General features: G+C 36.2%; 11 protein-coding genes and 1 other RNA gene. 8 read left to right on the forward strand and 4 right to left on the reverse strand.

Annotated features, from left to right (window positions below; all coding sequences use genetic code 11):
* The first annotated feature begins 183 nt into the window (after positions 1-183).
* The 5 genes from rfbA to B9A52_RS16030 all read left to right on the forward strand — a co-directional run bounded on the left by rfbA (position 184) and on the right by B9A52_RS16030 (position 6441).
* Positions 184-1056, forward strand: a complete 873-nt coding sequence (rfbA, locus tag B9A52_RS16010) for a glucose-1-phosphate thymidylyltransferase RfbA (protein WP_084121428.1) — start codon at positions 184-186, stop codon at positions 1054-1056.
* A 186-nt stretch (positions 1057-1242) separates the two neighbouring features.
* The gene (locus B9A52_RS16015) at positions 1243-2397 is read left to right on the forward strand and encodes an MraY family glycosyltransferase (protein ID WP_084121429.1); all 1155 of its coding nucleotides are present in this window, start codon (positions 1243-1245) and stop codon (positions 2395-2397) included.
* Between the two features lie 142 nt (positions 2398-2539).
* Positions 2540-3667, forward strand: a complete 1128-nt coding sequence (locus B9A52_RS16020; RefSeq protein WP_084121430.1) for a DegT/DnrJ/EryC1/StrS family aminotransferase — start codon at positions 2540-2542, stop codon at positions 3665-3667.
* Between the two features lie 21 nt (positions 3668-3688).
* Positions 3689-4303, forward strand: a complete 615-nt coding sequence (locus B9A52_RS16025) for a sugar transferase (protein ID WP_084121431.1) — start codon at positions 3689-3691, stop codon at positions 4301-4303.
* A 227-nt stretch (positions 4304-4530) separates the two neighbouring features.
* Positions 4531-6441: a polysaccharide biosynthesis protein gene (locus B9A52_RS16030; RefSeq protein WP_084121432.1), complete on the forward strand. Its 1911-nt coding sequence runs from the start codon at positions 4531-4533 to the stop codon at positions 6439-6441.
* Positions 6442-6543: 102 nt separating this feature from the next.
* Here the strand turns inward: B9A52_RS16030 and ald are convergent, their stop codons facing one another.
* A complete protein-coding gene (gene ald, locus B9A52_RS16035) occupies positions 6544-7659 on the reverse strand; it encodes an alanine dehydrogenase (RefSeq protein WP_084121433.1) in 1116 nt (371 codons plus the stop codon).
* A gap of 441 nt (positions 7660-8100) precedes the next feature.
* Here ald and B9A52_RS16045 point away from each other — a divergent pair, with 441 nt between their 5' ends.
* Positions 8101-10515 (forward strand): alpha-ketoacid dehydrogenase subunit alpha/beta, encoded by a 2415-nt coding sequence (locus tag B9A52_RS16045; RefSeq protein ID WP_084121435.1) that lies wholly within the window; start codon positions 8101-8103, stop codon positions 10513-10515.
* 74 nt (positions 10516-10589) lie between these two features.
* Here B9A52_RS16045 and B9A52_RS16050 read toward each other — a convergent pair whose 3' ends face one another.
* Positions 10590-11264: a hypothetical protein gene (locus B9A52_RS16050; protein ID WP_084121436.1), complete on the reverse strand. Its 675-nt coding sequence runs from the start codon at positions 11262-11264 to the stop codon at positions 10590-10592.
* 52 nt (positions 11265-11316) lie between these two features.
* Between B9A52_RS16050 and B9A52_RS16055 the strand changes: the two genes are divergently transcribed.
* Positions 11317-12330 (forward strand): long-chain-fatty-acid--protein ligase, encoded by a 1014-nt coding sequence (locus B9A52_RS16055; protein ID WP_231955259.1) that lies wholly within the window; start codon positions 11317-11319, stop codon positions 12328-12330.
* 183 nt (positions 12331-12513) lie between these two features.
* Here the strand turns inward: B9A52_RS16055 and B9A52_RS16060 are convergent, their stop codons facing one another.
* Together B9A52_RS16060 and rnpB are read right to left on the reverse strand one after the other, a co-directional pair.
* A complete protein-coding gene (locus B9A52_RS16060; protein WP_084121438.1) occupies positions 12514-13674 on the reverse strand; it encodes a sigma-54-dependent transcriptional regulator in 1161 nt (386 codons plus the stop codon).
* 21 nt (positions 13675-13695) lie between these two features.
* Positions 13696-14107: RNase P RNA component class A (gene rnpB / locus B9A52_RS16065), an RNA gene on the reverse strand.
* Positions 14108-14787: 680 nt separating this feature from the next.
* On the opposite strand from rnpB, the gene B9A52_RS16070 reads away from it, so the two are divergent.
* Positions 14788-15354, forward strand: a complete 567-nt coding sequence (locus B9A52_RS16070; protein WP_084121439.1) for a DUF3109 family protein — start codon at positions 14788-14790, stop codon at positions 15352-15354.
* Positions 15355-15426: the final 72 nt, after the last annotated feature.

The raw sequence follows: 15426 nt of genomic DNA on the forward strand, positions 1-15426 counted from the left end.
TAAAATCAATTCTGATATTTCAATATTACTCTGCAAATATTAAAACCTTTATGATTTTAGGAATAATTCCCCACTTCTCACCAATATCAAATAATTTCCATTATCTATCAATATCTGATTGAACGGTATCTGAGGTATAAATAATTTTCAAGCATCATTCAGAACTCACATAAATCTAAAAATATGAAAGGAATCATCCTTGCCGGCGGCTCCGGAACTAGACTTTATCCCATCACAAAAGGTACCTCAAAGCAGCTTTTGGCGATTTATGATAAACCCATGATTTATTATCCACTATCGGTATTGATGTTGGCAGGGATTCGGGAAATTTTGATTATCAGCACTCCACATGACCTTCCAAATTTCCAAAAACTTTTTAGAGATGGTACTGATTTAGGTCTTCAAATTTCATATGAAGAACAACCAAGCCCGGATGGACTTGCCCAAGCTTTTATTATTGGAGAAAAATTTATTGGAAGTGATTCGGTCTGTCTTGTCCTGGGGGATAATATTTTCTATGGCCACGGATTCACTAAACTTTTGAAAAAATCAGTAGAAACAGTTGAACATGAAGGCAATGCAGGTGTTTTTGGATATTATGTTCAGGATCCGCAAAGATATGGTGTAGTGGAATTTGATGATACAGGAAGAGTCAAAAGTATTGAGGAAAAGCCCAACGAACCCAAAAGTAATTATGCTGTTGTTGGTCTATATTTTTACCCCAATTCAGTTGTGGAGATTGCAAAAAACATAAAACCAAGTAAAAGGGGGGAACTAGAAATTACAACAGTAAATCAAAAATACCTTAATCTTGGAAAATTGAAGGTAGAATTGATGGGAAGGGGATATGCATGGTTGGATACGGGAACACATGAATCTATGCTGGAAGCCTCCAATTTTATACATACCATTGAAAAGCGACAAGGTTTGAAAGTGGCATGTTTGGAGGAGATTGCTTATGATATGGGATATATCAGCTCTGCCAAGCTGTTGGAATTGGCCAATCAATTGAGAAAGAATGAATACGGGGAATATTTACTTAAAAAACTTAAATAAAATCTCAACTGAAAAATTGAATCTTGATATATAAACATGATTGAAGCAAGTTTATCTTGTCAAAGCTGATATTTTACAATATTCAAAATGCATTTTGTATACAAATACCAAGATATTTATAAATTATTTTGAGAAATTTTGAATTAAGTTAGGCATATAGCTAACTTTGCCAACAAATTAATTTTTATGATTATTTTTCTTGCAGTCAGCACCGCTTTCCTCATAGGTTTTCTTATAACACCTATTATCATTCTAATTCTCAAAAAAATGGAATTGATGGATAGACCGGGAGGTAGGAAAATCCATAGTGGATTCATTCCTTCTATGGGTGGGATATCCTTTGTAGCTGCAACATTTGTCGCGGTTCTTTCCTGGCTTGATGGTCAGTTTATAACCGAAATAAGATTTCTTTTAGCCGCATTTGGTTTGATGTTCTTTGTAGGGCTTAGAGATGATATGGTCAATATGAGTGCATTTCAAAAACTCGCAGGCCAATTTATTGCAGCCTACTTGGTGGTAGTGATGGCTGATATTAGGTTGACTGGTCTTTATGGATTTATGGGGATTTATGATCTGCCGATTTGGATAAGTTACTTCATATCTTTTTTCACTATTTTAGTTTTAACCAATTCCTTTAATCTCATTGATGGCATAGATGGTTTGGCAGGTTCAATCAGTCTGGTCACATTCTTATTTCTTGGGTGGTGGTTTTATGATGTTGGGCTGACCAGTTATGCGACATTTTCGCTGATTTTGGTTGGTGCAGTTTTGTCATTTCTGGTCTATAATTGGCATCCTGCAAAAATATTTATGGGGGACACAGGGTCCTTGAGTTTAGGCTTTGCACTAGCTGTTCTTACTGTTCTTTTTATCGATAAGAACGGAACTATGGCATCTTTTGAGGGTTGGAAATTTAATGCCCCCATAGCCTCAGGGGTAGCCTTGTTGATTATTCCGATTTATGATACATCAAGAATTTTCATAAAGAGAACTTTGAATGGGAAGTCACCCATGGAACCTGATAAAAGCCATGTACATCACTTTCTTTTGAGAATGGGATTAAGGCATGATCAAGTTACACTGACACTGACCTTTGTAAAATGCTGCTTTATTGGTCTGATTTTTCTTGCTTCCAATTTGAACGATTATGTATTACTCCCATTAGTCATTTTGACAGCTGTTATATTGGGAGCGAAATTGGATAGTATTACTCTGAAAAGAGTGAAAAAAAGAAACAAAAATTCTCCGCCGATACTTTCCAAAAGGGCTAAAAAGAAATCTATCCATAAGGCTGAAATTCAGGAAGGAGTAATCGATAAAGCTAAATTGAGCGATAATTGATTTTTGTTTTGTTATTGTAATATTGACAGAGCTCCGGATTTTTCTGGAGCTTTTCTTTTTTTAATAAAAAATACAGGAGTTCAGACCTCAATATTTTTTAAAATTAAACTTTACTCTAGATTTGTCTTCAAGTTATCCAAATATGAATGAGTTAAAACCTATTCCTCTTTCGACGCCCGTTTTTGAAGAGCTTGAAAAAAAACACCTACTTGAAGCATTGCATCAAAAACAAATTGCAACAAGTGGAGAGTTTATAGAAAAATTTGAATCTGTCATCAAAAATAGATTTTCAGGTTTTGAAACCGCTGTTTTAAATTCAGGTACTTCAGCCATTCATTTGGCACTAAAGCTATTGGGAGTAGGAAATGGAGATGAGGTGATGTGTCAGTCCCTTACTTTTTGTGCAACAGCCAATCCTGTAATTTATCTGGGAGCGACGCCGATTTTTGTGGATAGTGAGGCAGAAACCTGGAATATCTGTCCCGAAATTTTGGAAAGAGGAATCTGGGATAGAATTTCCAAAGGTAAAAAACCGAAAGCCATTATATCAGTTGATCTTTTCGGGATGCCTGCTAAGTATAATGAAATTCTGGCTATTTCCGAGAAGTATGAAATACCCGTAATTGAAGATTCTGCTGAAGCTATGGGATCAACTTATCATGGCCGGCTGTGTGGAACATGGGGTGCTTTTGGGATTTTTTCCTTCAATGGGAATAAGATAATCTCAACTGGGGGAGGAGGTGCCTTGCTAAGTTCTAACACTGCTTTGATTGATAAAGCCAGGTATTTAGCTGTCCAGGCCAGGGAAAATTACAAATATTATGTTCATAAAGAAGTGGGTTATAATTATCGCATGAATAATATTTCTGCTGCAATTGGATTAGCCCAAATAAGTAAATTGGACCAAAAGATATCCTTAAGGCGAAAAGTTTATGAAAATTATTACCATCTTTTGAAAGAGCTTCCTGGAATATCATTCATAGATGAACCTAAAGGTTGTTTTTCAAACAGATGGCTTTCAGCTATTCTTATTGATGAAAAGATTTTTGGATCCTCGAATGAAGATGTAAGGATCGCTTTACTAAATGAAAAAATCGAATCAAGGTATTTATGGAAACCACTGCATACCCAACCGTCTTTTGAAGGATGTCCTTTTTACGAGGGAGGATATTCCGAAAAATTATTTTCTCAGGGATTATGTCTTCCAAGCAGTGAGGATCTTACCGAAGATGACCAATCAAGGATTGTAGAAATAATCAAAAACCTTTAAGTATTATTATCATATTCTTTCATGTATAAATCTATCGGGAAAAGGTTTTTGGATTTGGTTCTTGGTTTGCTTTTATTGATTCTTACAAGCCCATTAATTTTTCTTGTTTGGTTGACTCTTTTTTTGACAAATCATGGGTCGCCATTTTTTTATCAAAGAAGGCCGGGTTTAAATGAAAAGATTTTTTTGCTGGTTAAATTTAAAACTATGAAGGATGTCTATGATGATGAAGGGAGTTTATTGGAGGATGACAAAAGACTTACCAAAATAGGTAAATTTATCAGATCAGCTTCATTGGATGAGTTACCTCAGCTATGGAACGTTTTGATGGGTGATATGAGTTTGGTTGGTCCAAGACCTTTATTGGAAGAGTATTTGGTTTTATATTCCAAAGAACAAAACCAACGTCATTCGGTGAAACCTGGAATTACAGGATGGGCACAGGTAAATGGAAGAAATGATATGACCTGGGAAAAAAGGTTTGAATTGGACATTTGGTATGTAGAAAATCTGTCCTTTTTTCTGGATTTAGAGATCATACTAAAAACAATCTTGAAAATAGTAAAAAGTGATGGAATTAATCAAGAAGGTCATTCAACTATGCCAAAATTCAAGGGTAGCAGTAATAAAGATTGAGATTTAACTCATTTTTTTCTTAACAATAAAACAAATCACATAATTTTTTTTTGAATTAAAATAATTTTTTTGTCGGTAAAATTGTAACACAAATAGTGATAAATGTTAGTTAAAAATTCGAGCAAATTTACCCTTAAAGAAAATTAGTTTTTATGCGAATCTATGATAACTTTGATATGCTTTAAACCATATTTATTTTAAGTATACATATAAAAAAACCAACTACTATGGACTTTTTAAGACAAATGAAAGTGCTTCCCAGGTGGGTAATTGCCTCTTTAGATGCGGTGATTTTATTCCAGTCTGCTTTTTTTGCTTATTTGTTAAGATTCAACTTTGAATTGGAAATTGTCCAGCAAAACAATGCTTTTTTTGGATCACTATGTTTTATGCTTTCAGGTATTTTGGTGATGTTTTTCACCAAGAGTTATAAAGGGATTGTCAGGCATACAGGTTTTAAGGATAGCATGATTATTTTCAGGACGATACTGTTGAATTTTGTTTTAATTTCAATAGTGAATATTGTATTTGATAAGTGGGTTTTGGGGGGATACCTTTTACCCGTATCAGTTTTGATTATAGCTGTATTATCCTCTTTGTTCCTGTTGGTTTTTTATAGGTTATTGGTAAAGGAATTGTTTCTTTATTTGAAAAGTGGATTTGTAACCAACCAAGTTAAGGTAGGAGTGATATTTGGAGCAAGTGAAGCTGGAATAATTGCCAATGATGTTATTAAGCGGGAAAGCAATTCTAATCTTGTAATTGCGGCGTTTTTGGATGATGATCCAAAGAAGGAAGGTAAAATCATTGAAGGCAAGAAAATCCTGAAAGGTTTGGAAAACCTATCTATGCTCGTCGAAAATCAAGGTGTTTCGGAACTGATCATTGCGGTGAGGGATTTGCCGCTAAAACGAAAGAAACAAATTATAGAAGAATGTTTCAAATATAAGGTGCATGTTAGTATTGTACCTCCGCTTAATCAATGGATAAACAGAGGCTTGAATTCCGAAGCCATCCGGGATTTGAAAATCGAAGATCTTTTGGGAAGGGAACAAATCTCTTTGGATAATCCTCAAATCAAAGAAAGTCTTCGGGAAAAGATTGTACTGGTGACAGGTGCTGCGGGGTCTATTGGAAGTGAACTGTGCCGTCAGATCATGTATTATAATCCAAGGCTTGTTGTTCTTCTTGATATGTCAGAATCTGCCTTATATGAGTTGGATCTTGATTTGAAAAATTTGGCTATGGTAACTCCGCATCAGGTGGTATTGGCCGATATAAGGGATGAAAACAGCATGAAATCAATTTTTTCAAAGTTTAAACCTGATATAGTTTTCCATGCAGCTGCCTATAAGCATGTTCCCATGATTGAAAATTATCCTGAAGAGGCAATTAAGAGCAATATCTTAGGGACTAAAATTTTAGCAGACTTATCTGTTTTGCACCATGTAGATAAGTTCGTTTTTGTCAGCACAGATAAAGCGGTAAATCCCACCAATGTAATGGGAGCTACAAAAAGGGCCGCTGAAATGTATGTTCAATCGTTGAATGCTTTTTTAATGAAGCACCACAAAAATTCCTATACAAGATTTATTACAACAAGATTCGGTAATGTTTTAGGTTCAAATGGTTCGGTCGTTCCACTGTTTAAAAAACAAATTCAAAGAGGCGGTCCTATTACGGTCACACATCCTGATGTGACACGGTATTTCATGACTGTACCTGAAGCAAGTCAACTGGTAATTGAAGCAGGAATAATGGGAAATGGAGGAGAAATTTTCGCTTTTGATATGGGTGAACCTATTAAAATCCTGGACCTTGCCACCAATATGATTCAACTTAGTGGTAAAAAAGTAGGAGATGAAATCAAGATTGTGTTTACAGGACTTAGAGATGGAGAAAAACTCTACGAAGAACTACTCAATGATTCAGAAAAAGTTAAAATAACACATCATCCAAAGATTAAAATCGCTCAAGTTTCACATGTTCATTACTATAAGATTGAATCCCAATTAGAATTGTTTTTTAGTATGGTAGGGAAAAGTAACGAAAATGAAATCGTTTTTCACTTAAAATCAATCATTCCGGAGTTCAAAAGTAATGTTTCCAGCTTTGAAGTTTTGGATAGGTTGAATTGAAATCATATTGACTTAATCGCATAATATAAAAAAAGCTCCCTGTAAATAATTACAAGGAGCTTCTGACAGTTTATTAATTTATTTCAACCAGGAGGTTGATTTTTAAGCTAAATATTTTTCAACAGGCACATATGGCATATCAAAAGCATCTGCGACAGCTTTATACACAATATCACCGTGAATTACATTAAGGCCTAAGACTAGCTCTGCATTTTCAAGTGCAGCTTTTTTCCAGCCCTTATCCGCCAGTTGAATAGCATAAGGAAGAGTTGCGTTAGTTAGTGCCAAGGTTGAGGTATAAGGTACTGCTCCTGGCATATTTGCTACGCAATAATGAACCACATCATCAATGATATAGGTTGGGTTTTCATGTGTGGTTGGCTTGCAGGTTTCGATGCATCCACCTTGGTCAACAGCAACGTCTACTAGAACTGTTCCCGGTTTCATTTCTTTCAGCATGTCTCTTGTGATCAAATGGGGAGCTTTTGCGCCAGGTATCAATACGGCACCTATAATCAGGTCGGCTTCTTTTATCAGAGCCCGTACATTGTACTCATTGGACATGATCGTTTTTACGTTTGCAGGCATAACATCTGCGAGGTATCTCATCCTTGGAATGGAGACATCCATTATGGTTACATCAGCACCTAGACCGGCTGCCATCCACGCTGCCTGAGTACCCACAATTCCTCCACCCAAAATCAATACTTTTGCAGGTAATACACCTGGAACTCCACCAAGAAGTATTCCCCTTCCTTTGAGCGGTTTTTCCAGATAATTTGCACCCTTTTGTATGGACATTCTTCCCGCAACTTCAGACATAGGTACCAGTAAAGGTAGGCTTCTATCAGTTTTCTCCACAGTTTCATAAGCAAGACAAACAGCTTTACTTTCCACCATGGCTTTTGTTAATGGCTCATAGGAAGCAAAATGGAAATATGTAAACAACAATTGACCTTCTTTTATCAATTTGTATTCCGGTTCAATTGGTTCTTTTACCTTGATAATCATTTCGGCAATGCCATAAATGTCTTCAATTGTAGGTAAAACCGCTGCTCCAGCTGAAGTGTATTCATCATCCGAAAAACCACTGCCAACTCCAGCAGTATGTTGAACATATACCTGATGACCTCTTTTTACAAGCTCTTTGGCACCGGCAGGAGTAAGGGCAACCCTGTTTTCGTTATTTTTGATTTCCTTTGGAATTCCTATTATCATTTTGTTAAAATTTGGGTTTGTGGATATAAGAACGCAAAGATAATAAGTGAATCTATATCAAAGATAAAATCTATCAAGTTATTTTGATTGCTTTAATAAAATGATGTGTTTTCAATATTTAATTTCAAAAAATATTATAAATGTTAATTTTATTTCGAAAATGTAATTCTGATAATCTAAAATTCGGGTTAATCTATTTTTAGGGAATCGGCAATGAATTTTATTGGTGATTCGCTATTTTTTGAATTTTTATCGTAAGTAAATATCAAAAATAAAAAATTATATTCTTTAAAGCGTATTATTATTTCTGTTTTACCATAAATAATTTTGAAAAAAATTAGAATTATTCTGTTTTCCAGTTTGTAAAAATCGCAATTTTCTTTATTTTTGAAATACTTGGACTTAGTCCCATAAACCGGATTTGTTCTTAAAAAATTTAAAATGAAAGCAGTGACATCAAACTCCAAGCAAAAAAATTCCAAAGTATTTGATAAAGAATGCCTTTTGGCAGACTACCGTCTTGCTCAAGAAAGCAGGCAGGCATCTCTTATTGGTAGAAAAGAAGTTTTTATGGGTAAAGCCAAATTTGGGATTTTTGGAGATGGTAAAGAACTTGCTCAGATTGTAATGGCCAAGTATTTTCAGGATGGGGATTTTAGGGCAGGATATTACAGGGATCAGACGCTCATGTTTGCTATAGGCCAGTCCTCTATAAGAGAATATTTCGCACAGCTTTATGCCCATACCAATGTTGATTTGGAGCCAGCTTCAGCAGGAAGGTTGATGAACGGGCATTTTGCTACCAGGTCATTGAACCATGATGGTTCATGGAAAAATTTGACTTCCATGAAAAATTCCTCTGCTGACATTTCGCCAACAGCAGGACAAATGCCGAAGTTATTAGGCTTAGCTTTTGCTTCTAAATTATACCGGGAAAATCAGGATTTAAAATCTTTTCAGGAATTCAGTGTAAATGGAAATGAAGTAGCTTGGGGGACTATAGGAAACGCCTCTACCTCGGAAGGATTGTTTTTTGAGACTATAAATGCTGCAGGAGTCTTGCAGGTTCCGATGGTAGTGTCTGTATGGGATGATGGTTTTGGTATATCAGTTCCAAACAAATATCACACAACCAAAAGCAGTATTTCTGAAGTACTTCGTGGTTTTCAGAGAAATGACGATCAAAAAGGCTATGAAATTTTTGTGGTTAAGGGCTGGGATTATGAAGCTTTGGACTGGACCTATGAAAATGCTGCCCGAATAGCAAGAGAAGAACATGTCCCTGTAATCGTCCATGTCATTGAACTTACACAGCCACAAGGACATTCTACATCAGGGTCTCATGAAAGATATAAATCAGCAGAGCGATTGACCTGGGAAAAAGAAAACGATTGTAACCTCAAATTCAGGGAATACCTTTTAGAAAATGAATTTGCTACTCCGGAGGACTTGGACAAAATTGATCAGGAGACCAAATTGTTTATAAAACAGGAAAAGGATGCAGCTTGGAAAGCTTTTTCTAACGAGATTAAAAGTGAATTATCAGAAGCTGTTAATTTGATTAGAAATGCAGCAACAGTTTCAATTGAAAAAGAATTATTGATGCAGCTTGCAGATGAATTGAGCAAGACATTAAATCCTATACGTAAAGATGTCATAAGTACCGTTCGTAGAGCTTTATGGGCTTTGAGGAATGATTCAGATGAAATCAAGTCAGACCTTGATTTTTGGTATGCTGGTCAAAAAATTAAAAATAATGACAGGTACAACAGTTATTTGTACAGTGAATCTGATTTTAAGGTAGATAACATTGAGCCCGTTGCTGTAGAATATGACGAAAATGCCAGTTTGGTAGACGGGAGAGAGATACTTCAGGCTTGTTTTGATAATATTATTTCAACAGAACCAAGGTTTCTGGTTTTTGGTGAAGATGTCGGTAAAATAGGAGATGTAAACCAGGCTTTTGCCGGACTTCAGGCCAAATACGGTGAATTAAGGGTTTCCGATACAGGCATTCGAGAATGTACGATAATCGGACAGGGAATAGGGGCTGCCTTGAGGGGTCTTAGACCCATGGCTGAAATTCAATACCTTGATTATATATATTATGCTTTGATGACTTTGTCAGATGACTTGGCATCCCTTCAATACAGAACCAAAGGAGGGCAAAAGGCACCTTTGATTGTAAGAACAAGAGGTCATAGACTTGAAGGGGTTTGGCATGCAGGTTCGCCGATGGGTATGTTGTTACATTCATTGCGGGGTATGCTGATTTGTGTGCCCAGAAACATGACCCAAGCTGCAGGAATGTATAATACACTGCTTAAATCTGATGAGCCGGCTTTAGTAATTGAATGCTTAAATGGTTATAGATTAAAAGAAAAAATGCCTTCAAATATTGGAGATTTTAAGGTTGCATTGGGTAGGCCTGATATTTTAAAAGAAGGTAATGATCTTACTGTAGTCACTTATGGTTCGATGTGTAAAATTGTGATGGAAGCAGCTGATGATCTGTCAGAAATGGGAATAGAAATTGAGATTTTGGATGTTCAGACTTTAATTCCATTTGATAAAGGTCATCGCATAGTGGAGTCCTTGAAGAAAACCAACAGGGTTTTGTTTGCAGACGAGGATGTACCCGGAGGAGCCTCTGCGTATATGATGCAACAGGTAATTGAAGAACAAAGGGGTTATTATTATTTAGACTCCGAACCTGCAACGCTTACAGGAAAAGAACATAGACCAGCCTATTCTTCCGATGGAGATTATTTTTCGAAACCATCAGTGGAAGATGTTGTAGAGAAGGTTTATGAAATGATGCATGAATCAAACCCACAAAAATTTCCAAGGATATAAAGCCCAAAAAAATATTCTAACTTAAAAAAGTAGCATTTTCATAATTTTTTTATGGGAGTAAGGATTATTAACACCTATGGATTTCTGATCTGATTAAGTGTGATTTCTGGACTAGCAGTCATATTACTGCGATTCAAGGCCCTGTCCTGGATTTCGATTTCTATTCTTATTGTATCATTTCTAAAGATAGAGTTCCATCCAAACGACATCATAGCATATTCAATGCTTCCTTCTACAGGTTGCTCTTCTACACCATTGACTATTCTTGGAAACCTGCCATTAAAAGTGGTAAAAAATGGTGGATCTTCCCATTTAAATTCTTGGAAAACACCATTTCTTTTGATAAAAAATCTGACAAAAATATTGTTGTGATTAGGATTCTGTCTGACCCAAACTGTATCCATTACTCTTTGATTATTCACTATGGGATTGATTTCCCAATCTATGGGGTTAAAAGATGGAGCCTCGGGAGGCCTAGCACTATACACAATAAGCCTACCTAAATTGTCTCTAATAAAATCTACCGGTTGAAAAGGCGGACTGATATCTGTGGGATTTAAACCCAAATCACCTTCAGCATCTTTAAAATCTACGGATACAATTAAAGAATCTGAACCATCTGTTGGCACAAACCTTATATCTTTGAAGGATATTTCCGGTACTGAGGGAAAATTGTCAGGAGGAGAGATACAGGACCCCAATATCGAAATCAGAAATATAAAAACAGGATATTTTATTACATCGCTCATGTGGGTGTAAAATTACAGGAATTTATGTATAGTCAAAATACCACGGATGTTAATGACAAATAATAGAACGATCAAATATTTTAATTGTTTTAGGCAAAAGATATTGTCTTTGGAGGTTTCTGATTTTGATAAACTCGCTTTGGATATTTTTAGGTTCCAAGCTGAAAACAACGTTGTTTATAGTGAATATTTAAAATTTAGAAAAATTCCTTTCCAAGAAGTTGATTTTGTGGAACAGATTCCCTTTTTACCAATTGAATTTTTTAAAAAACATCAAGTTATTTGCGGAAATCCAAAGGATTTTGAAGGTTTTTATTCAAGCAGTGGTACCACAGGAGTACAGACAAGTAGGCATTATTATTGGAAAGAGGACTTCTACCTGCAGCATTCGCTGAATTTATTTGAAAAAGAATATGGGTCTATAGAAGACTTCCATATTTTGGCCTTGCTTCCCTCATATTTGGAAAGAAAAGGAAGTTCCCTGGTTAGGATGACGGATTATTTTATAACCAGATCCAATTCAAAACACTCGGGGTACTACCTTTACAATCAGCGGGAACTAGTTGAGAAATTACATGATTTGAAAGATGATCCAAGGAAGATTTTATTACTTGGAGTTACTTTTGCCTTATTGGATTTGGCTGAAAGTGGTTTGAAAATCCCTGAAAATAAAAATTTTTTTGTGATGGAAACAGGGGGGATGAAGGGGAGAAGAAGAGAAATGATACGGGAAGAAGTACACGATATTTTGCAAGGTTCCTTTGGAATAAGTCAGGTACATTCTGAGTATGGTATGACTGAATTAATGTCTCAGGCATATTCAATAGGAGAGGGGAAATACAATTTACCTCCTACCATGCGCGTTTTATTGAGGGACATCAACGACCCGCTTTCCTTAACCTTTAGGTCACAGGGAGGGATCAATATTATTGACCTTGCAAATTTTCATTCCTGTTCCTTTATAGAAACTCAGGATTTGGGAAAAAAAGGCCATGATGGTAGCGTAGAGGTACTTGGAAGATTTGATAACAGTGTAATTAGAGGCTGTAATTTAATGGTCAATTAATTTTGTATTCCTTTAAGAATTAAACATATTTGGTTTCCAAAAAATATAAAGTATGAAAAGATTAGCAATTATTGTTATGGCAGTCGGGGTATTGGCACTTAGTTCTTGTGCTTCGAGTAAGCCTTGCCCGGCTTATGCCAAAGCTGTAGACTCTAAAGAGATCAAAGGATAAAAATAAGCTGACTAATCGTAGTCAGCGTATTTTTTTATATCATCCAAGCTGATGGTTTTTTCACCCAAAATCATCAACCTCTCAACCACATTACGTAATTCTCTTATATTTCCTGTCCATGGAAATTCCTTCAGTTTCGAAAGGGCTTCTTTTGAGATCTGTTTTTTGACAGTGCCATATTCATTTGCAATGTCTTCAAGGAATTTGTCTACAAGAATAGGAATGTCTTCCTTTCTTTCTTTGAGAGGGGGAACCTGAATTAGAATGACACTGAGTCGATGATATAAATCCTCTCTGAAGAGATTTTCTTCTATGGCTTTTTTGAGATCCTTATTTGTAGCTGCCAGGACCCTTACATCTACTTTGATATCTTTATCACCGCCTACGCGGGTGATTTTGTGTTCTTGTAAGGCCCTGAGCACTTTGGATTGGGCGGATAAACTCATGTCTCCTATCTCGTCTAAAAACAATGTGCCACCGTCAGCTTGTTCGAATTTACCTATCCTTTGTTTTACCGCAGAGGTAAAGGAGCCTTTTTCATGCCCAAAAAGTTCGCTTTCAATTAATTCCGCAGGAATAGCTGCACAATTGACTGCAATGAAGGGCGCTTGAGATCTATTGCTTTTTTTATGGAGCCAGTGCGCAACCAACTCTTTTCCGGTACCGTTGGGGCCGGTAATCAGGACTCTGGCTTCGGTAGGAGCGACTTTTTCTATGGTCTCTTTTACATCTTTTATGGCAGCGGACTCGCCGACCATATCCAGTTTTTGAGAAAGTTTTTTCTTGAGTATTTTCGTTTCCGATACCAGGTTCTTTTTATCCAAAGCATTTCTTACAGTCAAAAGCAATCTGTTCAGATCAGGTGGTTTTGGAACGAAATCAAATGCACCTTTCTTTGTTGCTTCTACAGCTGTTTCAATGGATCCGTGGGCCGAAATCATGATAAATTGCGGAAATTTTTCCAATTCCGAAGCTTTTTCCAAAACCTCTAACCCGTCCATTTTTGGCATTTTGATATCGCAAAGGACCAAATCAAAGTCTTCTTCCTTCAACATTTTAAGTCCCTCTTCTCCATCTTGGGCTTCCGATATCTGATATTTTTCATATTCTAGAATTTCCCTTAATGTGGACCTGATGATTTTTTCATCATCGATTATCAGAATTTTTGGCATAGAAGTATTTTGGTTAAATAAAATAGGTGCAAGCCTATAAGCCGGGTTCTGTTCAACATTCCTGATGAATGCATCACTTGTCATTTATCTAGGTCATTCCTCACGGAATGACTCTATCGATCTACCCATCCCGCATAAAGACGAGCAACCTTTTATGAAACCAGGTTTCATCGCGGGACCTATTTGATCTTTCAACCCATAAGGTTTACCATGCCCCAAATGTCACCATTTGGGCGGTGGGCTCTTACCCCACCTTTTCACCCTTATCCCGATCCCGATAGCTATCGGGACGGGACGGTATATTTTCTGTGGCACTTTCTGTAATCAAGTCGTCACCAACTTGACCCCTTCCTGTTAGGAAATATGGCGCTCTATGTAGCCCGGACTTTCCTCTCTCCCCATCAAAGAGAACAGCGACAAGTCGGCTTGCACCTTGCAAAGTAAGACAATTTCGATTAATCTTATTTAACCTTATGTCCAAAACCAATAGTTAAAAATTAAAATATAAATTATTTAAATATAGTTCATTGGCAAAATCTATAAAATTAGGATTGTTATAAATAAAACGCATAAGAGTAGTTTATCAATTCAGCAATTACCCTTTAGACAAATTCCAAAATTAGCTTAAGGCGGTAAGGTAATTTTTTGGAAACCAATTTGCAGATGAACTTATTAGTATCGAAGCTAAAGTAGATGGTAGAATAGGTCTAATTCCTTCCTAAAAAGTTTCTGATGCTGTTTTTGGTGATGATGTTTCCAAATGGTATTCAAAATTTGATTTTGGGATCAAAAATCTAAAAGAAAAGCGATTTATTACTTCCAGAAGACCACAAGGCATCAAAGGGGGTATACTACAGTTTATCACAGCCGGATATGAATTCAGATTTTAAAAAAAGATTTAAAATACTTTAAACATTTCAAATGCTTCATTGTTAATTGTTGGAAGGCTTAAAAAGCTTTTCTTCATAGTGCTGGGTTGAACCGTTCCGAGAAATTGGGACGGTTCTTTTTTTATCGATTAAAAAAATAGAAGATGGACATGAAGTTTCAAATTGATTTTTGACAGATTCTTAAATCAATATCCATAACTTTACCCTTTAATTTAATTTAGAAATGATACTTGTTGGTAATGCTGTAATCAGCGATGATATAAAAGAACAATTTTTTGTTTGTGACCTGGAAAAGTGCAAAGGAGCTTGTTGTGTTGAGGGAGATTCGGGTGCGCCATTGGAAGAGGAGGAAACGCGCATTATTGAGCAGATTTATCCATTGGTAAAAGACTATATCACAGAAGAGGGCAGAAAAGTAATTGAAGAACAAGGAACATGGGTTATTGATAAAGACGGCGATAAAGGAACACCCACCATAGGGGATAACAGGGAATGTGCTTATGCCCTTTATGATGAAAAAGGAATTTTAAAATGTGGTATAGAACAAGCCTATCTGGATGGAAAAACAGATTTCAAAAAACCTATTTCCTGCCATATGTATCCTATCAGGATTACTAAATATGATCAGTTTGAAGCCCTTAACTACGACCGTTGGCATATTTGCAGCGCAGCTTGTGTACTGGGCAGCAAGCTTGGGGTTCCGATTTATAAATTCCTCAAAGATGCTTTGATCAGGAAATTTGGTCCGGATTGGTATGCAGAATTGGTAAAGGAAATAGAAGGGGATTGACAAGTAATTTTATTCCTAGCAATACCTCTTTTTTATTTCGATTTTTTCAATTTTAAAATATTCCAATCTTAA

It is taken from the genome of Aquiflexum balticum DSM 16537 (genome assembly GCF_900176595.1).
Taxonomy (GTDB): domain Bacteria; phylum Bacteroidota; class Bacteroidia; order Cytophagales; family Cyclobacteriaceae; genus Aquiflexum; species Aquiflexum balticum.

Coding starts and splice junctions, on each gene's coding strand:
- B9A52_RS16070 (WP_084121439.1), top strand. CDS start 14,788: ATGATACTTGTTGGTAATGCTGTAATCAGCGATGATATAAAAGAACAA.
- B9A52_RS16030 (WP_084121432.1), top strand. CDS start 4,531: ATGGACTTTTTAAGACAAATGAAAGTGCTTCCCAGGTGGGTAATTGCC.
- rfbA (WP_084121428.1), top strand. CDS start 184: ATGAAAGGAATCATCCTTGCCGGCGGCTCCGGAACTAGACTTTATCCC.
- B9A52_RS16050 (WP_084121436.1), bottom strand. CDS start 11,264: ATGAGCGATGTAATAAAATATCCTGTTTTTATATTTCTGATTTCGATA.
- ald (WP_084121433.1), bottom strand. CDS start 7,659: ATGATAATAGGAATTCCAAAGGAAATCAAAAATAACGAAAACAGGGTT.
- B9A52_RS16045 (WP_084121435.1), top strand. CDS start 8,101: ATGAAAGCAGTGACATCAAACTCCAAGCAAAAAAATTCCAAAGTATTT.
- B9A52_RS16060 (WP_084121438.1), bottom strand. CDS start 13,674: ATGCCAAAAATTCTGATAATCGATGATGAAAAAATCATCAGGTCCACA.
- B9A52_RS16055 (WP_231955259.1), top strand. CDS start 11,317: ATGACAAATAATAGAACGATCAAATATTTTAATTGTTTTAGGCAAAAG.
- B9A52_RS16025 (WP_084121431.1), top strand. CDS start 3,689: ATGTATAAATCTATCGGGAAAAGGTTTTTGGATTTGGTTCTTGGTTTG.
- B9A52_RS16015 (WP_084121429.1), top strand. CDS start 1,243: ATGATTATTTTTCTTGCAGTCAGCACCGCTTTCCTCATAGGTTTTCTT.
- B9A52_RS16020 (WP_084121430.1), top strand. CDS start 2,540: ATGAATGAGTTAAAACCTATTCCTCTTTCGACGCCCGTTTTTGAAGAG.